Raw genomic sequence first — 22,385 nt, 5'->3', positions numbered from 1 at the left:
AGGGACCATGAAAATTCTTGTCACGGGCGGCACCGGCTACATCGGTTCCCACACCGTTCTGTCCCTCCAGGAAGCCGGCCACGACGTCGTCGTGCTGGATAACCTCGTGAATTCCAGCGAGGAATCCCTCCGCCGTGTTTCCGAGCTGACCGGCAAGACTGCCGCCTTCCACCAGGTTGACCTGGTGGACGAGCCCGCAGTTGAGGCTGTGTTCGACCAGCACCAGATCGACGCCGTGATCCACTTTGCGGGATTGAAGGCCGTGGGGGAATCCGTCCAGGAGCCGCTCGCCTACTACTACAACAACATTGTGGGCACCCTGAACCTGCTCCGGGCCATGGACAAGCACAATGTGCGATCCATTGTCTTCAGCTCTTCTGCCACCGTGTACGGCGAACACAACCCCATCCCCTACATCGAAAAGATGGAAATTGGCGCCAACAACCCTTATGGCCGCACCAAGGAACAGATCGAGGACATCCTCTCTGACCTGGGCAACGCTGACGATCGCTGGCATATCGCACTGCTGCGCTATTTCAACCCCGTGGGGGCCCACCCGTCCGGCCGCATCGGCGAGGACCCGCAAGGGATCCCGAACAACCTCGTGCCCTTTATTGCGCAGGTAGCAGTGGGACGCCGCGAGAAGCTGATGGTCTTCGGCGGCGACTACGACACCCCCGATGGCACCGCGCAGCGCGATTACATCCACGTGGTTGACCTGGCAGATGGCCACGTAGCAGCCCTGAGCTACATCGCAGAACGCGCAGGAGTGCGCCGTTGGAACCTCGGCTCGGGCCGCGGCTCCTCGGTCCTGGAGGTCCTGCGCTCCTTCGAGAAGGCCGTCGGCCAGCCGATTCCTTACAAGATCACGGGTCGCCGCGCCGGCGATCTTCCGGCTTTCTGGGCCGATGCGTCCTCCGCGCTGGCGGACCTCGGCTGGTCCACCACCAAGACCGTGGACCAAATGTGCGAGGACCACTGGCGTTGGCAGAAGAACAACCCTTACGGGTACAACGCCGCTGAGCCTGCCGCGGCAAACAACGCTTAGGTCACCAACCACAGCAATAACGACGGCGGCCGCCCACCTCGCACGAGGTGAGCGGCCGCCGTCGTTATTAACGCTGTTGGGGCATTAGTTTGCCGGGTAGTTGCGCTCCGGCTCCCCTGTGTAGAGCTGCCGCGGACGGCCGATCTTGGTCTGGGGATCGTTAATCATTTCGCGCCACTGGGCAATCCAGCCCGGGAGGCGGCCGATGGCGAACAGGACCGTGAACATCTTCTCCGGGAAGCCCATGGCCTTGTAGATGAGGCCGGTGTAGAAGTCGACGTTCGGGTACAGCTTGCGCTGGATGAAGTAGTCGTCAGCCAGGGCCTTCTCTTCCAGGCGCATGGCGATGTCCAGCAGTTCGTCGTTGCCGCCGAGCTTGCCCAGAACTTCGTGTGCCGTTGCCTTGATGATCTTGGCGCGGGGATCGTAGTTCTTGTAGACGCGGTGCCCGAAGCCCATGAGGCGGACGCCGTCTTCCTTGTTCTTGACCTTCTCCATGTAGTCCTCGGGCTTGATGCCGTCGGCCTGGATCTGGCGGAGCATCTTCAGCACGGCCTCGTTGGCGCCACCGTGTGCGGGGCCGAAGAGGGCGTTGATGCCGGCGGAAACCGACGCGAAGAGGTTGGCGTTGGAGGAGCCAACAAGGCGCACGGTGGACGTGGAACAGTTCTGCTCGTGGTCGGCGTGCAGGATGAGCAGGAGGTCCAGTGCCTTGACTACTACCGGATCCATTTCGTACTGCTCGGCCGGAAGACCGAAGCTCAGGCGCAGGAAGTTCTCCACGAGGTTCATGGAGTTATCCGGGTAGAGCATCGGCTGGCCGATGGACTTCTTGTGCGCGTAGGCGGCGATGACCGGCAGCTTGGCCATTAGGCGGATGGTGGAAACTTCCACGTGCTCCGCGTTGAAGGGATCCAGCGAGTCCTGATAGAACGTGGACAGCGCAGAAACAGCCGAGGAGAGCACCGGCATGGGGTGGGCGTCACGCGGGAACCCGCCGAAGAAGCCCTTGAGCTCTTCGTGCAGGAGTGTGTGACGTCGGATCTTCTGATCGAACTCTTCCAACTCAGTGGGGGTGGGAAGGTTGCCGTAGATCAGAAGGTAGGAAACTTCGAGGAAGCTCGAGTGCTGCGCGAGCTGCTCAATGGGGTAACCGCGGTACCGCAGGATGCCTGCGTCGCCGTCGATGTAGGTAATGGCCGAGGTGGTGGCCGCTGTGTTCATGAAGCCGGGGTCATAGGCAACGGCGCCCGTCTGCTTCAGCAGCTTGGAAACGTCGTAGCCTTCGTTTCCTTCTACAACCTGGATGCGCGGCAGTTCGAGTTCGCCGCCGGCATGGCGCAGTGTTGCGCTGGTGGTCTCAGTCATGGAGTCCCCTTCATGAGGCCTTTGGGCCTCTATCGAACGCTTGTCCAACCAACTTCTGGTGCCGCCGCCTTCGGCCCTACTGTTGCAGGGCTCCAACGGCCGAAGTGCTTTCTTAGTGAAGGCCACCATTGATAGTCAGTTAAAAAGCTACCGCCAGTAACCCTGCGGAACTAATCCGTGCCGTCCGGTTACTGGCGGAATGACGCTAATCGTGGTGCAAGTCACAGCATTGTTATGCGCCGTGTCCAAGTCGCTCAACCGCTGCATCGATGCGTTCGTCACTGCCTGTCAGAGCCACGCGGATGAAGCCGTTGCCCGCATCCCCGTAGAAAACCCCGGGTCCAACCACGATGCCAAGCTCAGCGAAACGGGCAACTGTGTCCCAAGTAGCCTCGCCCGCCGTGGACCACAGGTAAAGCCCAGCCTTGGATTCCTGGATCTGCAATCCGAAGCTTTCAAGGGCGGGAACGATTCGCTCGCGCCGGCCGCGGTACAGGTCTTTCTGCGCCAGGACGTGCCCGGAGTCGCCCAAGGCAACCCGCATTGCTTCCTGCACCGGGTAAGGGACGATCATGCCCGCGTGTTTGCGGCTGTTGACCAGATTGGCCATGATGGCCGAATCTCCAGCGACGAAGGCGGCACGATATCCGGCCAGGTTGGATTGCTTGCTCAGCGAGTAGACACAGAGCAGGCCATCGGTGGAACCACCGGTAACCCGGGGATCCAGGATGCTGGGCACAGCTTCCCCCCCGCGTTGGGCATCCCATTCGCCCCAACCCAGCTCGGCGTAGCACTCATCCGAAGCCACAACGGCGCCGAGCTCGCGGGCCTGGCCAACGATCCTGCGGAGAGACTCGACATCACGGACGCTGCCCGTGGGATTGCCGGGCGAGTTGATCCAGATCAAACGAACCTTCGCGCGGGTGGCTGCATCAAGTTCGTCGAGGTCATCCGCAGCAACCGCCGTGGCACCTGCAAGTGACGCGCCGATATCGTACGTCGGGTAAGCAACGGTAGGCCTGACAACAACATCGCCGGCACTCAAACCGAGCAGGAACGGCAACCAGGCCACGAGCTCTTTGGAGCCGACGGTTGGCATGACGTCCTTGGGGTCCAGCCCCGGCACTCCACGGCGGCTGGCGAACCAGTCCGCCACGGCTTGGCGCAGGGCCTGGGTGCCATGCACCGTGGGGTAGCCATGGGCGTCCGAGGCCGCGGCCAGGGCCTCACGGATGAGTCCGGGAGTGGGGTCCACCGGCGTGCCGATGGAAAGATTCACTGCGCCACCGGGGTGTTTAGCGGCTGTGGCAACATACGGCGCCATAGCCTCCCACGGGTAGTCAGGCAGGTTCAGGCCGAAAGCCGGCGCCGCGGAAATCAATGAAACAACCGCCCTTAGTGGTCTTGGTTCTGCGGGGGCAGTGCGGAGATGAACGGGTGGTCCTTACCCGTATTGCCGATCTTGGCCGCTCCACCCGGGGAACCGAGGTCGTCGAAGAACTCAACATTGGCCTTGTAGTAGTCGGCCCATTCTTCCGGGGTGTCATCCTCGTAGTAAATGGCCTCAACAGGGCACACGGGTTCACAGGCACCACAGTCGACACATTCATCGGGGTGGATATAGAGGGAACGCTCACCTTCGTAAATGCAGTCGACAGGGCACTCTTCAATACATGCCTTGTCCTTGACATCCACACACGGCTGCGCGATTACGTACGTCACGTCCCAGACCTCTCCACGGTTTGTCCCGGCGATGGCCGGGGTAATACTGCCGGCATCATGCCGGGCACTCAACTTCCGAGCCTATTATCCAACAGTGCGCTGACGCCAACCTAGCCCGCGTCTTAGTATGAATCAGTGACTCCCCCGCATTTGCCGCCCAGACAATTCCTACTCACTGCACAGCCCGGCGTGCGGGTGGTGGTCCGGTACAGAATTGACGGCGGCCTCACGGACGCGTTGGGTTACCTGCTGGACGCCAGCGAGAGCAGTTGCACCATACGAACACGCAACGCCGACGTCGAAATTCCGTTGGCGATGATCATCGCGGCGAAGGAGGTTCCACCGCCACCGCCGCGGCGGCAGGCCGTCCCGCGCGGAGACGGCTGGCTGCCACCAGCATCACCACAGTAACCGCAGCGATACCGAACACCCACACGTTGCCCACGGCGTCGCCCAGCACCAACTGCTTGGCCGGTCCTGCAGATGAGAAGACGCCGACGGCGGCATAAGTCACCACGCCGGCCACCGCCGTCGGGACCACCGAACGCGACCAGGCAGCGAGCCACAACTGGACAGACGCGAGCAGGAGCAAAGCCCCAGCTACGCCCCACGGGACCTCGACGCCGGACCAAGGCAGCGCTTGGCGGTGCAGGGCGGTTCCTGCCGCAGCAACGAAAAGAGCCGCCAGCACGGCCGTGGCGATGCCACGGACCGTACCGGCGACCCCTCTCTTCATTCAGCTATGCCTGACCGTGTCAGTCAGTTCAGGCTAGGACTTGGCGCGGGCGCGGTTAGCCTTGGCGCGCTCGTTGGAGTCCAGGATGACCTTACGGATACGGATCGATTCCGGGGTGACCTCAACGCACTCGTCCTCGCGGGCGAATTCCAAGGACTCTTCGAGGGTCAGGTCGCGCGGCGGCGTCAGGTTTTCGAAGGTGTCAGAGGAAGCCGCACGCATGTTGGTGAGCTTCTTTTCCTTGGTGATGTTGACGTCCATGTCGTCAGCGCGTGAGTTCTCGCCCACGATCATGCCTTCGTAGACCTCGGAGGTGGGCTTCACGAAGAAGGAACCGCGCTCCTGCAGGTTGATCATGGCGAACGGTGTCACAACACCGGCGCGGTCGGCGATCATGGAACCGTTGGTACGGTATTCGATCGGGCCGGCCCACGGCTCGTAGCCTTCGGAGATGGAAGCAGCAATACCGGCGCCGCGGGTGTCCGTGAGGAACCGGGTGCGGAAGCCGATCAGGCCACGCGCAGGAACGATGAACTCCATGCGGCACCAGCCGGTACCGTGGTTGGCCATGTTGGTCATGCGGCCCTTGCGGGCAGCCATGAGCTGCGTGACAGCACCGAGGTACTCTTCCGGCACGTCGATGGTCATGTGTTCCATCGGCTCATGGAGCTTGCCGTCGATGGTCTTGGTGACAACCTGCGGCTTGCCCACGGTCAGCTCGAAGCCTTCACGGCGCATCTGCTCAACCAGGATGGCCAGCGCGAGCTCACCACGGCCCTGAACTTCCCAGGCGTCGGGACGCTCGGTGGGGAGAACCTTGATGGACACGTTACCGATCAGTTCCTTGTCCAGGCGATCCTTCACCTGGCGGGCGGTGACCTTGGCGCCCTTGACCTTGCCGGCCAGCGGCGAGGTGTTGATACCAATGGTCATGGAGATCGCGGGATCGTCCACGGTGATCAGCGGCAGCGGCTGCGGGTTCTCGGCATCCGTGAGGGTTTCACCGATGGTGATCTCCTCGATGCCGGCGACAGCCACGATTTCACCGGGACCGGCCGATTCGGCAGGAACACGGGTGAGTGCCTTGGTGGCCAGCAGTTCGGTGATCTTGACGTTCTTGAGCTCACCGTTTGCGCGTGCCCAAGCAACGGTCTGACCCTTGCGGAGCGTGCCGTTGTAGATGCGGAGCAGGGCGAGGCGGCCAAGGAACGGCGAGGCGTCCAGGTTGGTCACATGTGCCTGCAGCACGCCGTCCGGGTTGTACGTCGGAGCGGGGATGTGCTCGATGATGGTCTTGAAGAGGGGCTCAAGGTCCTCATTCTCCGGGGCCGAGCCGTTGGCTGGCTGGTCCAGGGATGCGCGGCCAACCTTGGCGGCTGCGTAGACAACGGGAACCTCGAGGACCTTGTCCAGGTCCAGGTCCGGAACTTCGTCCGCGAGGTCCGAAGCGAGGCCAAGGAGCAGGTCCATGGACTCGTGGACAACCTCGTCGATGCGGGCGTCGGGACGGTCGGTCTTGTTGACCAGGAGGATAACCGGCAGGTGCGCGGCAAGGGCCTTGCGGAGCACGAAGCGGGTCTGGGGCAGCGGACCCTCGGAGGAGTCAACCAGCAGGACAACTCCATCAACCATGGAGAGACCGCGCTCTACCTCGCCACCGAAGTCGGCGTGGCCGGGGGTGTCAATGACGTTGATGGTGATGGTCTCGCCGTTGGACGACGGGCCGTTGTAGGCAACCGTGGTGTTCTTGGCGAGGATGGTGATGCCCTTTTCGCGCTCCAGGTCACCGGAGTCCATGACGCGGTCCTCAACCTCACCGTGGGAAGCGAAGGAGTTGGTCTGCTTGAGCATGGCGTCGACCAGGGTGGTCTTACCGTGGTCAACGTGTGCGACGATCGCGACGTTGCGCAGATCGCTCCGCGACGCAGTGTTGGTGATGGTTTCAGACATGCGTTAATGACTCGTTTCAGTGGTGAAGTCAGCTGTTTGTATCCGCGCGCATACCTGATCTACTTGATCGGAACACACAGCGAAAAGACCCCGGGACACAGGGCACCTGCATCCAGTCTAAACGCAGTTGCATTTCTGAGCCTAAAAAGCAAGCCATTCTCGTCCGGGATGTGGTGCGGCTCACATGTCATTACGCTTTTGTAACCGCAAGTCCAGATGCTGGATTTTCCCGGCTTCGTGCCCCATGATTGCTGCAGAACCAGTGCCACACGGAGACCACACGATGCGCAAAGCCTCGGCCGCGATCCGCATGCTCGCACCTTTGATCGCCGTGGGCGTTCTGTCGGTGGGCTGCGGAGCAAACCAAGCCACCACAGTACCCGTCCCCACGCGCTCAGCCGCGCCCGCTCCTGCCCAGACGGCCGCAGCCGGCAAGCCGCTCCAAGCTGCGCCCACACCCAGCTCACTGGATTTGCCCGTGGGATCGCTATACAAGAACCCTGCCAACAACCGCAACGAAGTGGTGCTGGCTGACGTTCGCCACACCGCGGTGCTGATCGGCGACTCTCAGGCGATGCCAAAAGATTCCTGGCCCCAGCAAGGCATTGCAGCTTTGGGATACAAGCTGCACGTTGTGGGCATGGGCGGCACGGGATTCGTGGCTTCCAACGGCAAGACGGGCAACTACATCGACGCGATGCAGCGTGGCGACTGGATCCTGCCCTACGGCGTTCCGCCCCTGATAGTTGTCCAGGGCGGCGGTAATGATGCCTCGCAGAAAGCCACTGATACTCAGATCACGAGCAACGCAGACCGCTTGCTGGCAGCGCTGAAGAAGCGCTACCCCGGCGCCCAGCTCGCCATGATCGGCACCTTGGCACGCGGTGCAAGCAACGGAGGCGGCCGCCGCACCGAAGTGGATGCCCTGTTGGGCCGGGTCGCAGCCAAACACAGCATCCCGTTCGTCAGTACGGGCGACTGGCTCACCCGGTACGACGCAGTGGGTGATCTCCAGGATGGCGTGCACCTGAAGCCCTCAGGACACAGCAAGCTTGGTGCAATCCTGGCGGGCCAGCTCACGGCCCTGGGCCTCACGGCCCGTCAGGACACTTCCGAGCCAGCTAAGTAGCCCGCGGCGTCGTCATAACGGGCGTTGCGGGGTCCGCTCTGCGCGCTTACTGCGCTCTTTGGCGCGCAAAGCAGGCCCCACAACAAATGTGTTAAACGGCTAGAGCCGGTAGTTCCCTCGTGGGAACCACCGGCTCTTGCGCTGAACGCGTGGTAAAACGTACGACGCCGGGTCAGGCCACCGCAGGCGGCAGCAGCAGCGAACCACCGGGGATAGCATCCAGGAGAGCCTGGGTGTAGGCCTCACGGGGATTGTCAAAGACATCATCCGTGCTGCCCGTTTCCACGAGCTTGCCCTTTTCCATGACGCAGACGTGATCCGCGATCTGGCGCACTACCGCGAGGTCGTGCGTGATGAACAAGTACGTCAAGCCCAGGTTGTCCTGAAGGTCAGCCAGCAGGTTGAGCACCTGCGCTTGGACCAGAACGTCGAGTGCTGAGACAGCCTCATCACAGATGATCACTTCGGGATCCAAGGCCAAGGCCCGTGCGATCGCGATGCGCTGACGCTGACCACCTGAGAGCTCGTTGGGGTACCGCTGCATCATGGACTGCGGCAGGGCTACCTGGTCCAGCAATTCCCGAACCTTCTTTTCACGGCTGGCCGCATTACCGATCTTGTGCACACGCAACGGTTCTTCGATGGTCCTGAAGATGTTGTACATCGGGTCCAGGGAACCATACGGGTCCTGGAAAATGGGCTGCACACGGCGACGGAACTTAAAGAGTTCCTTGCCCTTCAGCCCCGCTGTGTCCACACCGTCAAAGACGATCTGGCCCTCAGTGGGCTTTTCCAGCTGCAGAACCATCTTGGCGACAGTTGACTTGCCCGAACCGGACTCGCCCACAATTGCCGTGGTTGTTCCGCGCTTGACGCTGAAACTGACATCGTCAACAGCCGCGAAATCGGACGTCTGGCCGAGTCCCTGACGCAGTTTGTAGATCTTGCGCAGGTTCTTGATCTGCAGAACCTCATCCTGGGAGCGATCCTTCGCGGCCGCTACAGGTGCCAGCAGATCACCGGCTTCCACGCCCTGCTCTTTAGCCACCTGGATACGTCGCGACGCCAGGGAAGGTGCCGATTCGACAAGGCGACGGGTGTACGGGTGCTGGGGATTGCGCAGCAGATCCAACGAGGGACCTGCTTCCACAACGTTCCCCTGGTACATGACGATGACCTTGTCCGCGCGTTCAGCTGCAAGGCCGAGGTCGTGGGTGATGAGCAATACGGAAGTACCCAGCTCAGTGGTCATCTTGTCCAGGTGATCCAGGATCCGGCGCTGCACCGTAACGTCCAACGCAGAGGTTGGCTCGTCAGCAATCAGAAGCTTGGGCTGGCAGCTGAGGCCAATGGCGATGAGCGCGCGCTGGCGCATGCCACCGGAAAACTCATGTGGATACTGCTTGGCACGCCGCGCAGCATCCGGTAGGCCGGCTTCCGCCAGGACGCGGGCTACGTCCTCGGGGCCGTCCGGACGACCATTGGCCTTCAAGGTCTCCCGTACCTGGTAGCCGATCTTCCATACCGGGTTCAGGTTGGACATGGGGTCTTGCGGAACCATGCCGATGTGGCTGCCACGGAGTTCGATCATGCGCTTTTCCGACGCGTGGGCGATGTCCTCGCCGTCGAGCAGAATCTGACCGCCCGAGACTCGACCGTTGTTGGGCAGGAGGCCAATGGCGGCCAGCGCCGTCGTCGACTTTCCAGAACCCGACTCCCCCACAATGGCGACCGTTTCGCCCGGCATGATGGACAAGTGGGCGTTCTTAACCGCCTTGACCTCACCGGAACCGGTCTTGAAGGTGATGGCCAGGTCCTTGATCTCCAGGATGGGCCGTACTGGTGCCGTGGCTTCATCAATTCTGATGTTGGCAGAAGTCATGTTCGCCTCCTTAGCGCTGACGGCTCTTGGGATCAAGAGCATCGCGGACGGCGTCGCCAAGCATGATGAAGCTCAGGACGGTGATGGACAGGGCGGCTGCCGGGTAAAGCAGAATTCCCGGGTTGGTGCGGATGGACGCGTTGGCCGCTGAGATGTCGTTACCCCACGACATCACGCTGCCGGGCAGACCGACACCCAGGAAGGACAGAGTGGCTTCCAGGACGATGAACACGCCCAGTTCCAGCGTGGCCAAGACAATGACGGGAGCCAAAGCGTTGGGCAGCGCATGTTTGACCAGGGCACCAAACTTGGAGACTCCCAGCGATCGGGCCGCAGTGACAAAGTCCGCATTGCGCACCTCGATGACGGCACCTCTGGTGATGCGCGCCATTTGAGGCCACGCAAGCAGGGATATCGTCAAGACCACCGTCCACACGCTCCTGTTCTCGCGGAACAAAGGCAGCTGGGTGATAACAAGTGCGCCGAGGATGATGGGCAACGCGAAGAAAATATCGCCGAGACGTGCCAGGACTGAGTCCAGCCAGCCGCCGTAGTAACCGGCCAGCGCACCAAGGGTGACGCCAATGAGTACTACGGCCAGCACGGACAACACACCGACAGACAAGGAAGCCTGCGTACCGTGGATCACGCGGGAATAAACGTCGCAGCCTTGCAGGGTGAACCCCAGCGGGTGCCCGGCAGTGGGCGCACCTTCGGAGTTGGCCAGTTGGCAGTCGTTATTGGGTTCCACGCTGGTGAAAAGTCCCGGGAAGACCGCGACGATCACCAAGAGCAGGATCAGCAGCGAGGAGACGATGAACATGGGCCGGCGGCGAAGCTTCCGCCACGCATCGGCCCAGAGGCTCAGAGGCGCCTGATCTGTTTTGACAGCGTCAGTGGCCAGAAGCGGCGTCTCCTCTACGGGAGCCACGAAGTGTTCAGTATTACTGGTCATAGCGGATCCTCGGGTCAAGCCAGGCGTACAGGAGGTCAACCAGAAGGTTGGTAATGACAAAGACTAGAACCAGGACACTCACAATCGCGACGATGGTTGGACCCTCGCTGCGCTGAATGGCCTGGAAGAGCTTGTTACCCACTCCAGGGACGTTGAAAATACCCTCGGTAACGATGGCACCACCCATGAGTCCACCCAGGTTGGCACCCAGGTAGGTCACGACGGGGATCAACGAGTTCCTGAGGATGTGGGCCATCACGACTCGGGGACGCGAAAGGCCCTTTGCTGTTGCCGTACGCACGTAGTCCGCATTCATGTTCTCGCTGACGGAGGCGCGGGTCAGGCGCAGCACGTACGCGAAGGACACCAGTCCCAGCACGACGGCGGGGAGGATCAGGTTGCCCCAGTCGGCGTTAGCGCCCACAGTAGGTTTGGCCCAGCCGAGCTGGACACCGAACACAAGCTGGAAAACGAAGCCCAGAACGAAAGTCGGGACTGCGATCACCAGGAGCGAAACGACCAGAACGGTGGAGTCGAAGAGCTTGCCCTTTTTGAGGCCCGCGAAGACGCCGAAGGCGATGCCAAACACGGCCTGGATAATCAGGGCTTCAATGGCGAGCATTGCCGTGACAGGGAACGCCCTTGCCAGGGAATCGGCAATTGGCTGCTGGGTGAAGTCGACGCCAAGGTTGAACGTGAACAAGTTCTTGATGAAGAGCCCGTATTGAACCCAGAATGGCTGGTCCAGGTTGTACTGGGCCCTGAGAGCGTCGATGACGCTCTGCGGTGGCTGGCGATCCCCGAAGAGGGCAGCAATAGGGTCGCCGGGTAGTGCGAAGACCATGTAGTACACGAGGAGCGTGGTCCCCAGGAATACCGGGATGACCTGGAGGAGCCTACGGAAGATGAAGCGAACCACGGGTCACCCCTCTCCGTTGGTCGGGTGTTGCTGTGTCATGTGTGCCTTCCTGCCAAGCAAGCAAGGGGGGCCCGGCGCTGTGGCCGGACCCCCGATGCCCTAAGGCAAGTTCAGATCCTGAGGACTACTTGGCCTCGATGTCGAAGTAACGGATGCCGCCGTTCCAGCCGGTTTCGGCTGAGACAACGTTGTTGCTCCAAACAATCGGGGTTGCCCGGTACCAAAGCGGCAGGCCGGGGAGGTCCTTGAACAGGATCTCCTGTGCCTGGTTGAACTTGGTGTTGGCGTCTTCCGGAGTCTTGGCTGCAAGGCCTTCCTTGAGGAGCTTGTCGAACTCAGGGTTCGAGTACTTCTCGTAGTTGGACGAAGCGTTGGTTGCCCATACAGGTCCGAGGAAGTTGTAGAGCGACGGGTAGTCACCCTGCCAACCGGCGCGGGTCAGGCCCGGGAGGGACTGGGACTTGCGCAGGTCCAGAACTTCAGCGAACTTAGCGAACGGCTGGATTTCTGCTTCGATGCCGAGGTTGTTCTTGAAACCGTTGGCAACGGCGTCGATCCATTCCTTGTTGCCACCGTCGGTGTTGGAGGCGATCAGCAACGGCTTGGATCCGTCGTACGGCTTGATTTTCTCGGCCTGTGCCCAGAGATCCTTGGCCTTGGCGGCGTCGAACTTCAGGACATCGCTGCCCGGGATGGCGTCGTTGTAGCCATCGAGGACGGGAGCCGTGAACTCGGTGGCCGGAGTACGCGTGCCGTTGAAGATGACCTTGGTGATCTCATCGCGGTTGATGGCGTGGGACAGAGCCTGGCGACGCAGAAGACCGGCTTCACCCTGGAAGTTCGGGTTGTAGCCCGGGATGTTCAAGGTGGAGTTGTTGGCGTTCGGACGAGTGGAGTTACGGTCCGGGAAGTCCGTGGTGTAGGTCTTCAGTGCGTTGGACGGCACGACGTCAGTGATGTCGAGGTTGTCGGCCTGAAGATCCGTGTATGCGGGGCCCGGATCGGTGTAGAACTTGAAGGTCACGCCACCGTTCTTGGCAGCGCGGGGACCGGTGTAGTCAGCGTTCTTGACCAGGGAGATGGACTGGTCGTGTACCCAGGCACCTTCCTTCTCGAACTTGTACGGTCCGTTGCCGATCGGGTTCTCACCGAACTTCTTCGGGTCCTTCAGAGCCTCGGAAGGCAGCGGGTAGAAGGCGGAGTAACCCAGGCGCAGCGACCAGTCAGCTTCAGGCTGACCGAGCTTGACCGTAATGGTCTGGTCGTCAGTCGCTGCCAGACCGGACATGGTCTGCGCCGTCGGGGCCGGAGTGGAGGTCTTCTTGCCGTCAGCACCGGTGGTCTCGGTGACTGCACTGACATCGGCGTAGCCTTCGATGGACTCAAAGAAGAAGCCGTTGTTCTGGAGGTTGGTGCTCAGCGCGGCGAAGTTCCAGGAATCAACGAACGTCTTGGCCGTAATGGCCTCACCGTTGGTGAACTTGGCGCCGGACTTGACCTTAATGGTCCAGTTCTGCGAGTCGGTGGTTTCGATCGACTCCGCCAATGCGTTGACGGGCTTGCCGTCCGAGTCGTAGGCGCGAAGGCCTTCGAACAGCAGCTCGACGACGCGGCCACCGTACACCTCGTTGGTGTTGGCCGGAAGCAGCGGGTTCTGCGGTTCGTTGCTGTATGCGGAAATGACCTTGTTCGGGTCAGCCGCGGCAGAGCTGTTCGTATTGCTGCCGCCACCGCCGCCGCAACCGGTCACTGCGAGGGCGATGATCGCCGCTACGCCTAGAGCTTTGGAAGTGCGCGAGAAACGCATTCCGCCTCCTATGAGTCGTGGAGTTGAGCAGGGAAAACTCGTGATTCCCCCAGGCGCGGGCACAGTTTCCTACTGTGACGTTGCCTACATGTGAGTGTAAGCCTACCCACATTGCGTCCGAATGTTGGGACATGCTGGCCAAACTGTAACCGTTCCGCAACCTACAGATGCCTAAATTGCCGGGAATTTCAAGTCAAACACTACTCGGTGGTAGCATTCGCTGTCTGACAGCAGGACAGGACGTTTTTGGCACCAAAAAAGGGTCCTGGTTCTCTCGAACCAGGACCCTTCCAGAAGCTGAGGCGCTCAGCCTTGACTAGACGTTGAAGCGGAACTCCACCACGTCGCCGTCGGCCATCACATACTCTTTGCCTTCGATCCGGACTTTGCCGCGGGACTTTGCCTCGGACATGGAACCGGCGTCGATGAGGTCATCGAACGAGACAACCTCGGCCTTGATGAAGCCACGCTGGAAGTCGGAGTGGATCACGCCGGCCGCCTGGGGTGCGGTGTCGCCTTGGCGGATGGTCCATGCGCGGGTTTCCTTCGGGCCAGCCGTCAAATAAGTCTGCAAGCCGAGGGTGTGGAAGCCAACGCGGGCCAACTGGTCCAGGCCGGATTCGCTCTGGCCATTCATTTCCAGCATCTCGCGGGCTTCTTCCTCGTCCAGTTCCACGAGGTCGGCTTCTAGCTTGGCATCAAGGAACACTGCATCAGCAGGGGCCACCAAGGCACGCAGTTCGTCCTGCTTTGCCGGATCCCCCAGGATCCCTTCATCTGCGTTGAAAACGTAGATGAAGGGCTTGGCAGTCAGAAGTCCGAGCTCTTTGAGGTGAGCCATCTCCAGCTTGTCGCTCTTGATCGAGGAGAAGATGGTGTCGCCGCGTTCCAGAACCGCCTGGGCTGCCTTAATGGCGGCCAGCTCGGCTGCTTCACGCTTCTTGATCTTGACTTCTTTTTCGATACGCGGGATGGCGTTTTCGATGGTCTGAAGGTCTGCCAGGATCAGCTCGGTGTTGATGGTCTCCATGTCGGAGCGCGGATCAACCTTGCCATCCACGTGGATGACGTCGGGATCGTCAAAGACGCGGACGACCTGCGCGATGGCCTCTGCTTCACGGATGTTGGCCAGGAACTTGTTGCCCAGGCCTTCGCCCTCGGAGGCACCCTTGACGATGCCGGCGATGTCCACGAAGGACACGGGAGCCGGCAGCAACTTCTGCGAACCGAAGATCTCCGCCAGCTTGGCCAGACGCGTATCCGGCAGGTTGACCACGCCGACGTTGGGTTCAATCGTTGCGAACGGATAGTTCGCAGCGAGCACCTGGTTACGGGTCAGTGCGTTGAAAAGAGTTGATTTGCCGACGTTGGGCAGTCCGACGATGCCAATAGTAAGAGCCACGAGCATTGATTCTACCCGGTGGAACCACGTCCGGCGTTGTCAGTGCCCGCGAATGGGGCGCAGGCATACAGCCTCTCTAAAACTGTCGTACCCCTGTGACAGGGTTGCCACATGGATGGATTTGGATTGGTATTGGCCCTGCTCATGCTGCTGATAGGTGCCGCGGTTGGTCTCGCGGCTGGATACGTCGTCTTCCGACGCCGGGGGGCAGGGTTGGAAGAAGACTTCGACGCCGTTTCGTCGCGGCTTTCAGAGGTGACCGCACAGCTGGCAGCAGCCGACGCCGAGCGGCGGCTCCTGTTCACACAGAACCGCGAGCTGAGCGCAGCAAGAAACTCGGATGGCAGCGTTCTGCGTGCGCTCGCTCCAGTGGCCGAAAAGCTCACGGCGGTGCAGCAACAGGTATCGCTCCTTGAGCGGGACAGGGTGGAGCAGTACGGACAGCTCGCCCAGCAACTGCAGGACGCCCGCCTGTCTGACGAACAGCTCCTGCGCTCCACCCACGCTCTTGCTTCAGCACTGCGTTCGAACAGCGCCCGGGGCCAGTGGGGCGAGGTTCAGCTCCGCAGGGTGGTGGAGGCCTCGGGAATGCTCCGGCACGTGGACTTCCACGAACAGGTTCATTCCGGCAGGAGCGAGAATACGCTCCGTCCTGACCTGGTGGTCCAACTGCCTGGCGGCAAGCAACTGGTGGTGGATGCGAAAGTGCCGCTGGCTTCCTACCTCTCTGCGCAGGAACAGATGCACGGCGATGGGGCCTTCGGAGAGTCAGTAACCCCCGGCTCCAACCACGACTCCAAGACGCTGCTGGCACAGCACGCCAAGGCACTCAAAGCCCACATCGATGCTCTGGCTTCCAAGAAGTACTGGGACATTCCGGGGAACTCCCCCGAGCTGGTGATCTGTTTCCTCCCGGCCGAGTCCATCCTGGCGTCAGCCTTGGAAGCCGACCCGGCCCTTTTGGAACATGCTCTGTCCAGAAATGTTGTGCTGGCCTCTCCCGGGACCCTGCTGGCGGTCCTCAAGTCGGTGGCGTTCACCTGGCGGCAGGACGTTCTCACCGACAGCGCGCACGAGCTGTTCGAGCTCGCCAAGCAGCTCTACGAGCGCATGGGTACTTTGGGTGAAAATGTCGGCAAGCTGGGCAGTTCGCTGAAGACGTCCGTAGACCGCTACAACGCCATGGTGGGCACTTTGGAGGCCCGCGTCCTGCCTACCGCGCGCAAGCTCAACACCATGGACGATGCCGGTCTAGCCGCGCCAATGTCCGTGGAGGCCGTCCCCCGCGCCTTGGCGGCCCCTGAGTTGCTGGCTGTCGACACCCACGATCAGCACTCACCCCTGGGCCGTCACGATGACAGTGACCAGGACAGGGAAGACCGCGAATCGGCCGCTTAAACGAAGCGACCCGTGGCGGTTGTCGTCCTTGTGACGGCAACCGCTACGGGCCTGCTCCATGAGGTCGGTTATTCCTAGGAGGTGGGCCTGTTCCCGCGGCCGCCGAGGGCGCGGGAAACATCTCCGGCCTTCTTGAGGGTTGCCCTGAGTTCCTTAGGCAGCGAGAAGAGCAAGTCTTCCTCGGCCGTGACAACTTCCTGGACTTCGCCGTAGCCGTAGTCGGCCAAGAGGCGCAGCACGTCCTGGACGAGTACCTCGGGAACAGATGCACCTGACGTCACACCTACGGTTGCAACCCCTTCAAACCAGGCTTCGTCAACTTCATTGGCAAAGTCCACCCGGTAGGAGCTCTTGGCACCATACTCAAGGGCAACCTCAACCAGCCGGACAGAATTGGAAGAGTTGGCTGAACCAACAACGATCACTAGGTCCGCTTGCGGGGCGATCTTCTTGATAGCCACCTGGCGGTTGGTGGTGGCATAGCAGATGTCATCGCTGGGCGGATCCTGGAGCGTGGGGAAACGGTCCTTGAGCAGGCGGACGGTCTCCATGGTTTCATCCACGCTGAGTGTCGTCTGCGAGAGCCAAATGGTCTTCTCGGGGTCGCGGACGGTGACTTTGTCTACCTCGTGCGGGCCGTTGATGATCTGGATGTGCTCGGGGGCTTCACCAGCGGTTCCCTCGACTTCCTCGTGGCCCTCGTGGCCGATGAGCAGGATGTCGTAATCTTCCTTGGCGAAGCGCACGGCTTCCTTATGGACTTTGGTCACCAGGGGGCAGGTGGCGTCGATCGTACGCAGACCGCGATCCTCTGCGGACTGGACCACCGCCGGCGAAACGCCATGCGCCGAAAAAATCACCAGGGCACCCTCGGGTACTTCGTCCGTTTCCTCGACGAAAATGGCGCCTTGTTCTTCCAGCGAGCTGACCACATGCACGTTGTGGACGATCTGCTTACGGACGTACACGGGAGGACCGTAGTGCTCCAGCGCCTTTTCGACGGCGATGACAGCCCTGTCCACGCCGGCGCAGTAACCGCGTGGGGCAGCGAGCAGAACCTTTTTGGGACCCGAGACGGGTGCCGCTGCCTGTACCTCTTCCGGAGATCGGCGTCTGCGGGGCACCGTGGGCATAGGAATGGAAACTGCTGTGCTGGTCATCCCTCCATGCTACCGGCCCAGCCTTTAGCTACGGGCAGAACGTGACCGTTGTCGCCCTGACACCACCGTAGAGATGACGCCCAGCACGAAGACCACCCCTGAGGCTACTGCAGCAATCAGAGTCCACTGCCCAAATCCTGTACGTGCAGCGGTGAGGAACTCCTGCTTGAATAGCTCAGCCACACCGTTGGCACTGGCGAGGTTCCCCACCATGTTTCCAGCAAAGTCGGCGCCTGCGGCCCATAGTGCAGCAAGCGCCAAGCCCCCCAAACCGAGGAAGACCAGGACGAGCGACCGGCGTCGCGCTGCCGCGAGCGCCAGGAGGCCCGCCACCAGCGCACCCGCCGCAGCAATCCACCACATCGGCGCAAAGGTGGCCACTCGTTCCACCAGTTGCCTATGGGAGGGCTCTCCCAAGGACACGAGGCTTTGCGCCGGCACGTCCAGCCGAATCCGGGTGGCTTCGGCAAAATGGTCGCGAATGAGCCTGACCAGGGGACCAATATCCAGAACCAGGGCCGTCGAGGCCGCGGATTCTTCCGCCTCCGGGGCTGCGCCGAAGTTCAGCCTGTGGCTGTTCCTGACGGTCTCTTCCCACGCGGCAGGATAATCGCTCCACGACTGCATCCCGGTTGCGGCATTCTGAAGCGCATCAGCGGCAAGGGACTGGATGGGTCCCGGGAGCTCCACTGAGGACTCGAAGGTTCCGACGGCGGCGGTGGCTAGACGGCTCTGGAAGTCGGGATCGTTCCCCAGGCCTCCGGCGATGCGGACAAAGCCTTTTTCCTTGACGATGTTCTGGTCTACCCAGGCGGCAGGAACGGCCACTGCAGTGAGCAGTAAAGCGAGGACCACTCCCACTGCTGAAACAAATGTACGCAAGGTCATCCTCGGGGCTCGGGGGCTGTGCCACCATCCTAGAACTGTCCACATGATAGGGAAAATGTCAGGGCGCTGCGCTAAAGCTATGGATAGAGTTGGAAGGCCGGCTGGGACCCATGGCCGCACCCCTGAGCGAGGACAGAAACACATGCAGGCACAACCACGGTTACTGGACCAGGCGGAGAACGCCAATGTCCGCTGAACAAACACCGGAGACCACCCTGCCCGGAACTGCCGCTGAAACAAGTCCGGACAACCCTTGGCCGCTGCAACTCTTGTCGCGCAAACTCAAGGCGCATATTGAGCGGGCACCTGCAGCCTGGATCGAGGGCCAGGTCATCGAGCTGAACCGGCGGGGCGGCAACGCATTCCTTACCCTGCGGGACGTTGATGCCGAAATTTCCCTGCCGGCCTCAGTCTGGTCCACTGTGCTCGACCGGCAAAAAATACCCCTCGAACGCGGATCCCGCGTGGTTGCCCTGGTCAAGGCGGACTTCTGGGTCAAAACGGGACGCCTCAACATGTCTGTGAAGGACATCCGTCCAGTGGGCCTGGGCGACCTGCTGGCCCGGATCGAGAGACTTCGGCAGGCCCTTGCAGCCGAAGGGCTGTTTGCGGATTCCCGCAAACGCAAACTGCCCCTGCTGCCCCATCGCATCGGACTCATCACAGGCCGGGATTCGGATGCCAAAAAAGACGTCCTGCGCAATGCCGCACTGCGCTGGCCGGCAGTTGAGTTCGACGTTCGCGAGGTTGCGGTTCAAGGCAACACCGCCGTTTCCCAGATCATCGCAGCACTGAAGAAGCTCGACGCCGATCCTCACGTAGACGTCATCGTCCTCGCTCGCGGTGGCGGCGCGTTGGAGGATCTCCTCCCATTCAGCAACGAGGACCTGATTCGCGCCGTTTCGGCGGCGACGACACCCGTTGTCAGCGCAATAGGCCACGAAGCGGACCGTCCCATCCTGGACGACGTAGCGGATCTCCGCGCCTCAACGCCTACGGATGCTGCCAAACGGATAGTTCCGGACGTTGCAGAGGAATTGGCCATGGTGCGGCAGGCCAGGGACCACCTCCGCCGAAGCATCGGCCGGATGGTGGATCGGGAAACGGACCGGCTCCACTCGCTGAGGTCACGGCCGGTCCTGGCTACTCCGGACTCCATGGTGGACGCCCGTGCCGATGACATCCGCCGGCTCCAACAGCGCTCCCATTCTTCGGTCAGCACAGCCGTTGTCCGCGCCTTGGACCAAGTCCATCACCTGCGGGCCCAAGTCAGGGCGCTGTCACCGCAAAAGACTCTGGACCGCGGATATGCAGTGGTCCAACTACTCGGTGAGGACCAAGCCGGACACCACGTGATCAGCAGCCCGGAAGAAGCCCCTGACGGGACGGCACTGGCCATCCGCGTTGCCGAGGGACGTTTCCGGGCCGTCTCTACTGGTCAGGGACAACTCCTCGAGTCCTAAGCCCCGCCACATCACCAGCCATCATCAAAACAAAGGACATCATGACCGACAACAACCCAATGGCCCCCTCACCCGACGCCCTTGATTCCTTGAGCTACGAGGAAGCCCGCGAGCAACTTGTGGGCGTCGTTGGCCGGCTGGAGGCTGGCGGAGCGAGCCTGGAGGAATCCTTGGCCCTCTGGGAACGGGGCGAGGCATTGGCCAAGCGATGCGAGGATTGGCTGGAAGGCGCCCGTCAGCGGCTGGCAACCGCACGCGACGCAAACAACGACGCCGGGAGTGCGGCAGGCACGGACTAACCGCGCATGACGCCGTGCGGATGTGGCTGCTGAACTGCTAGGACTTCTCCACAAGCGCGCGTTCAGCTGCAACGTCAAAGTCGCCCATTGGCCAGTCCAATTGCAACCCTTCGAGGGCGTCCAACAGCAACTGCTGAACGGCAATGCGTGCGTACCACTTCTTGTTGGCCGGTACTACATGCCAGGGAGCCACCTCGGTGGATGTCTTCTCGAACGCTGTGCTGTAGGCGTCCATATAGTCATCCCAGTAGGCACGCTCAGCGAGGTCGCCCCTGCTGTACTTCCAATGCTTGCTGGGGTCGTCAAGCCTGGCTATGAGTCGTTCTTTCTGCTCGTCCTTGCTGATGTTGAGCATGACCTTGACGATGGTGGTGCCCTGCTCGGCAAGCCGGGCCTCAAAGTCGTTGATCGCGGCATACCGCCGCTCAAGCTCGGGTCCGTCTGCCCACCCATGGACGCGGTGGATGAGGACGTCCTCATAATGGGACCGATCGAACACTCCCACCATTCCTGCCGCCGGCACTTGCCTCTCGATCCTCCACAAAAAATCGTGGGACTTTTCCTCGTCCGTGGGAGCCTTGAAAGCGGACAGTTGAACACCTTGGGGGTCCATGGCACCCACCACATGGCTGACGATGCCGCCCTTGCCCGCAGTATCCATGGCCTGCAGGATCAGCAGCAGCCGCTTGTTGCTGCCGAATTTGCCCTGGGCGAAGAGTTGCTCCTGCAGTTCCGCCAGCCGGCCGTCCTGTGCCTCAAGCAAGGTGCGTCCATCGGCTTTGGCACCGGTGTACCCCGGCGTTGACTTTTGGTCGACGTCGGCCAGCGAAAAACCTGGGCCAACCCTCAGGACTTCGGCGGGACTCTTGGCGAACTCAACTGCAACGGCCATGGGGCGTGCCTTTCTGCCGGGCCGCGCCCCTATGACGCGGCCATGGCCTCAGGCTAGTTGCCCGGGTACCTCGACAGGAAGTCCGCCATGCGGCCAATCGCCTCTTCGATATCTTTCACGTTGGGCAAGGTCACCATTCGGAAGTGGTCCGGGCGGACCCAGTTAAAGGCGCGTCCATGGGATACCAGGATTTTCTGCTCCTTCAGCAGGTCCAGGACAAACTTTTCGTCATCCCTGATGTGGTAGACCTCGGGATCCAGCTTGGGGAACAAATAGAGTGCACCCCTGGCCTGTTGCGTGCTGACACCGGGAATGGCGTTGAGGAGGTCGTATGCCTTGTTGCGCTGCTCCAACAGCCGGCCGCCGGGCAGGATGAGATCGTTGATGCTCTGGTAGCCACCGAGAGCAGTCTGGATGGCGTGCTGCGCCGGGACGTTGGCACACAGCCGCATGTTGGCCAGCAGGTTGATGCCTTCAAGATAGTCCGCAGCCTCCTTTTTGGGACCGGAAATCGCCATCCAACCGGCCCGATAGCCGCACACACGGTAAGCCTTGGACAGGCCACTAAACGTCAAGCAAAGGACGTCATCGCCGGTAAGCGCGGCCAGGTTGATGTGGACCGCGTCCTCGTAAAGGATCTTCTCGTAAATCTCATCCGCGAAAAGAACCAAGCCGTGCTTCTCTGCCAACGCAACGATCTTCTTGAGTGTTTCTTCCGGGTAGACCGCCCCGGTGGGGTTGTTGGGGTTGATAACAACAATGCCCTTGGTGCGTGGCGTGATCTTGGACTCCAGGTCCTCCAGGTCAGGCTGCCAGCCGGAGTCCTCGTCACAGAGGTAGTGGACAGGGCGCCCGCCAGCCAGCGCAACAGAAGCGGTCCACAAGGGATAGTCCGGGGTAGGAATCAGTACTTCATCGCCGTCGTCCAGGAGCGCCATCAGGGACATCGTGATGAGCTCGCTGACGCCGTTGCCCAGGTAGATATCGTCCACGTGGATGTTCTGGATGCCGCGGGTTTGGTAATACTGCGAGACGGCGGTCCGGGCGGAGAAGATGCCACGTGAATCGCTGTAACCCTGGGCGTTTGGCAGGTGGCGGATCATGTCCACCAAGATGGCGTCAGGTGCTTCAAAACCGAAAGGAGCCGGGTTTCCGATGTTCAGTTTAAGGATCCGGTGACCCTCCGCCTCCATTTGCTGGGCGGCCTGAAGAATCGGTCCACGGATGTCGTAAAGGACATTATGAAGCTTGGTGGACTGCTTGAAATTCGCCATTCATCAAATATGCCACATGGGTGATGGAGTTCAGCTGAGACTTAACTCACACATACGACGACGGCGGTGACGGTCCCACGCGGGTCCGTCACC

Annotated in this window: 19 protein-coding genes; 5 read left to right on the top strand and 14 right to left on the bottom strand. The window is 61.3% G+C overall.

All coding sequences use genetic code 11. The features are described from left to right. Window positions 1–7 precede the first annotated feature (7 nt). On the top strand, window positions 8–1,048 hold the full coding sequence (gene galE, locus BLW08_RS03765) for a UDP-glucose 4-epimerase GalE (RefSeq protein WP_091323400.1): 1,041 nt from the start codon (window positions 8–10) through the stop codon (window positions 1,046–1,048). A gap of 84 nt (window positions 1,049–1,132) precedes the next feature. On the opposite strand, the gene BLW08_RS03760 is transcribed toward galE, so the two are convergent. The 5 genes from BLW08_RS03760 to typA form a co-directional block, all read right to left on the bottom strand. Further along, window positions 1,133–2,416 (bottom strand): citrate synthase, encoded by a 1,284-nt coding sequence (locus BLW08_RS03760; RefSeq protein WP_090818059.1) that lies wholly within the window; start codon window positions 2,414–2,416, stop codon window positions 1,133–1,135. 232 nt (window positions 2,417–2,648) lie between these two features. Then, window positions 2,649–3,797: a succinyldiaminopimelate transaminase gene (gene dapC, locus BLW08_RS03755; RefSeq protein ID WP_091323398.1), complete on the bottom strand. Its 1,149-nt coding sequence runs from the start codon at window positions 3,795–3,797 to the stop codon at window positions 2,649–2,651. 14 nt (window positions 3,798–3,811) lie between these two features. Continuing rightward, the gene (gene fdxA / locus BLW08_RS03750) at window positions 3,812–4,138 is read right to left on the bottom strand and encodes a ferredoxin (RefSeq protein ID WP_024817464.1); all 327 of its coding nucleotides are present in this window, start codon (window positions 4,136–4,138) and stop codon (window positions 3,812–3,814) included. Between the two features lie 319 nt (window positions 4,139–4,457). Next, window positions 4,458–4,874, bottom strand: coding sequence for a hypothetical protein (locus BLW08_RS03740; protein WP_090818053.1), 417 nt, complete (start codon window positions 4,872–4,874; stop codon window positions 4,458–4,460). Window positions 4,875–4,907: 33 nt separating this feature from the next. After that, a complete protein-coding gene (gene typA, locus BLW08_RS03735; RefSeq protein WP_062072937.1) occupies window positions 4,908–6,824 on the bottom strand; it encodes a translational GTPase TypA in 1,917 nt (638 codons plus the stop codon). Between the two features lie 283 nt (window positions 6,825–7,107). Here typA and BLW08_RS03730 point away from each other — a divergent pair, with 283 nt between their 5' ends. Further along, on the top strand, window positions 7,108–7,953 hold the full coding sequence (locus tag BLW08_RS03730) for an SGNH/GDSL hydrolase family protein (RefSeq protein WP_254779662.1): 846 nt from the start codon (window positions 7,108–7,110) through the stop codon (window positions 7,951–7,953). Between the two features lie 172 nt (window positions 7,954–8,125). Here the strand turns inward: BLW08_RS03730 and BLW08_RS03725 are convergent, their stop codons facing one another. From BLW08_RS03725 to ychF, 5 genes are all read right to left on the bottom strand, one after another. Next, window positions 8,126–9,835: an ABC transporter ATP-binding protein gene (locus BLW08_RS03725; RefSeq protein WP_090818047.1), complete on the bottom strand. Its 1,710-nt coding sequence runs from the start codon at window positions 9,833–9,835 to the stop codon at window positions 8,126–8,128. A gap of 10 nt (window positions 9,836–9,845) precedes the next feature. After that, window positions 9,846–10,790: an ABC transporter permease gene (locus BLW08_RS03720; protein ID WP_090818045.1), complete on the bottom strand. Its 945-nt coding sequence runs from the start codon at window positions 10,788–10,790 to the stop codon at window positions 9,846–9,848. Next, window positions 10,780–11,709: an ABC transporter permease gene (locus tag BLW08_RS03715; RefSeq protein ID WP_026539948.1), complete on the bottom strand. Its 930-nt coding sequence runs from the start codon at window positions 11,707–11,709 to the stop codon at window positions 10,780–10,782. The genes BLW08_RS03720 and BLW08_RS03715 overlap by 11 nt, the downstream gene beginning before the upstream one ends. Before the next feature lie 124 nt (window positions 11,710–11,833). Then, window positions 11,834–13,516: a peptide ABC transporter substrate-binding protein gene (locus tag BLW08_RS03710; protein ID WP_090818043.1), complete on the bottom strand. Its 1,683-nt coding sequence runs from the start codon at window positions 13,514–13,516 to the stop codon at window positions 11,834–11,836. A 316-nt stretch (window positions 13,517–13,832) separates the two neighbouring features. Then, window positions 13,833–14,918: a redox-regulated ATPase YchF gene (ychF, locus tag BLW08_RS03705; RefSeq protein WP_091323873.1), complete on the bottom strand. Its 1,086-nt coding sequence runs from the start codon at window positions 14,916–14,918 to the stop codon at window positions 13,833–13,835. 111 nt (window positions 14,919–15,029) lie between these two features. Between ychF and BLW08_RS03700 the strand changes: the two genes are divergently transcribed. Then, window positions 15,030–16,316, top strand: coding sequence for a DNA recombination protein RmuC (locus BLW08_RS03700; RefSeq protein ID WP_091323394.1), 1,287 nt, complete (start codon window positions 15,030–15,032; stop codon window positions 16,314–16,316). Between the two features lie 74 nt (window positions 16,317–16,390). Here BLW08_RS03700 and BLW08_RS03695 read toward each other — a convergent pair whose 3' ends face one another. Continuing rightward, window positions 16,391–17,476, bottom strand: coding sequence for a 4-hydroxy-3-methylbut-2-enyl diphosphate reductase (locus BLW08_RS03695; RefSeq protein ID WP_091323393.1), 1,086 nt, complete (start codon window positions 17,474–17,476; stop codon window positions 16,391–16,393). 24 nt (window positions 17,477–17,500) lie between these two features. Then, window positions 17,501–18,364 (bottom strand): hypothetical protein, encoded by an 864-nt coding sequence (locus BLW08_RS03690; RefSeq protein ID WP_091323391.1) that lies wholly within the window; start codon window positions 18,362–18,364, stop codon window positions 17,501–17,503. 185 nt (window positions 18,365–18,549) lie between these two features. Between BLW08_RS03690 and xseA the strand changes: the two genes are divergently transcribed. Both xseA and BLW08_RS03680 read left to right on the top strand, forming a co-directional pair. Further along, complete coding sequence (gene xseA, locus BLW08_RS03685; RefSeq protein WP_091323390.1) at window positions 18,550–19,827, top strand: exodeoxyribonuclease VII large subunit; 1,278 nt, start codon at window positions 18,550–18,552, stop codon at window positions 19,825–19,827. 41 nt (window positions 19,828–19,868) lie between these two features. Beyond that, a complete protein-coding gene (locus BLW08_RS03680) occupies window positions 19,869–20,126 on the top strand; it encodes an exodeoxyribonuclease VII small subunit (RefSeq protein WP_091323389.1) in 258 nt (85 codons plus the stop codon). 37 nt (window positions 20,127–20,163) lie between these two features. Here the strand turns inward: BLW08_RS03680 and BLW08_RS03675 are convergent, their stop codons facing one another. Then, window positions 20,164–21,018: a polyphosphate kinase 2 family protein gene (locus BLW08_RS03675; protein WP_091323388.1), complete on the bottom strand. Its 855-nt coding sequence runs from the start codon at window positions 21,016–21,018 to the stop codon at window positions 20,164–20,166. Between the two features lie 53 nt (window positions 21,019–21,071). After that, window positions 21,072–22,292 (bottom strand): pyridoxal phosphate-dependent aminotransferase, encoded by a 1,221-nt coding sequence (locus BLW08_RS03670; RefSeq protein ID WP_091323387.1) that lies wholly within the window; start codon window positions 22,290–22,292, stop codon window positions 21,072–21,074. Between the last annotated feature and the right edge of the window lie 93 nt (window positions 22,293–22,385).

It is taken from the genome of Arthrobacter sp. cf158 (genome assembly GCF_900106835.1).
GTDB lineage: Bacteria > Actinomycetota > Actinomycetes > Actinomycetales > Micrococcaceae > Arthrobacter.
The sequence above is the reverse complement of the archived record's forward strand: the minus strand, read 5'-3'. Positions and strand labels throughout refer to the sequence as shown.

Excerpts from the sequence above, each read along its gene's own strand:
- BLW08_RS03760 (WP_090818059.1), bottom strand. The coding sequence starts at position 2,416 with ATGACTGAGACCACCAGCGCAACACTGCGCCATGCCGGCGGCGAACTC.
- xseA (WP_091323390.1), top strand. The coding sequence starts at position 18,550 with ATGTCCGCTGAACAAACACCGGAGACCACCCTGCCCGGAACTGCCGCT.
- galE (WP_091323400.1), top strand. The coding sequence starts at position 8 with ATGAAAATTCTTGTCACGGGCGGCACCGGCTACATCGGTTCCCACACC.
- BLW08_RS03740 (WP_090818053.1), bottom strand. The coding sequence starts at position 4,874 with ATGAAGAGAGGGGTCGCCGGTACGGTCCGTGGCATCGCCACGGCCGTG.
- BLW08_RS03675 (WP_091323388.1), bottom strand. The coding sequence starts at position 21,018 with ATGGCCGTTGCAGTTGAGTTCGCCAAGAGTCCCGCCGAAGTCCTGAGG.
- BLW08_RS03725 (WP_090818047.1), bottom strand. The coding sequence starts at position 9,835 with ATGACTTCTGCCAACATCAGAATTGATGAAGCCACGGCACCAGTACGG.
- BLW08_RS03720 (WP_090818045.1), bottom strand. The coding sequence starts at position 10,790 with ATGACCAGTAATACTGAACACTTCGTGGCTCCCGTAGAGGAGACGCCG.
- BLW08_RS03690 (WP_091323391.1), bottom strand. The coding sequence starts at position 18,364 with ATGACCTTGCGTACATTTGTTTCAGCAGTGGGAGTGGTCCTCGCTTTA.
- BLW08_RS03730 (WP_254779662.1), top strand. The coding sequence starts at position 7,108 with ATGCGCAAAGCCTCGGCCGCGATCCGCATGCTCGCACCTTTGATCGCC.
- BLW08_RS03695 (WP_091323393.1), bottom strand. The coding sequence starts at position 17,476 with ATGACCAGCACAGCAGTTTCCATTCCTATGCCCACGGTGCCCCGCAGA.
- BLW08_RS03670 (WP_091323387.1), bottom strand. The coding sequence starts at position 22,292 with ATGGCGAATTTCAAGCAGTCCACCAAGCTTCATAATGTCCTTTACGAC.
- BLW08_RS03710 (WP_090818043.1), bottom strand. The coding sequence starts at position 13,516 with ATGCGTTTCTCGCGCACTTCCAAAGCTCTAGGCGTAGCGGCGATCATC.
- BLW08_RS03700 (WP_091323394.1), top strand. The coding sequence starts at position 15,030 with ATGGATGGATTTGGATTGGTATTGGCCCTGCTCATGCTGCTGATAGGT.
- BLW08_RS03680 (WP_091323389.1), top strand. The coding sequence starts at position 19,869 with ATGACCGACAACAACCCAATGGCCCCCTCACCCGACGCCCTTGATTCC.
- typA (WP_062072937.1), bottom strand. The coding sequence starts at position 6,824 with ATGTCTGAAACCATCACCAACACTGCGTCGCGGAGCGATCTGCGCAAC.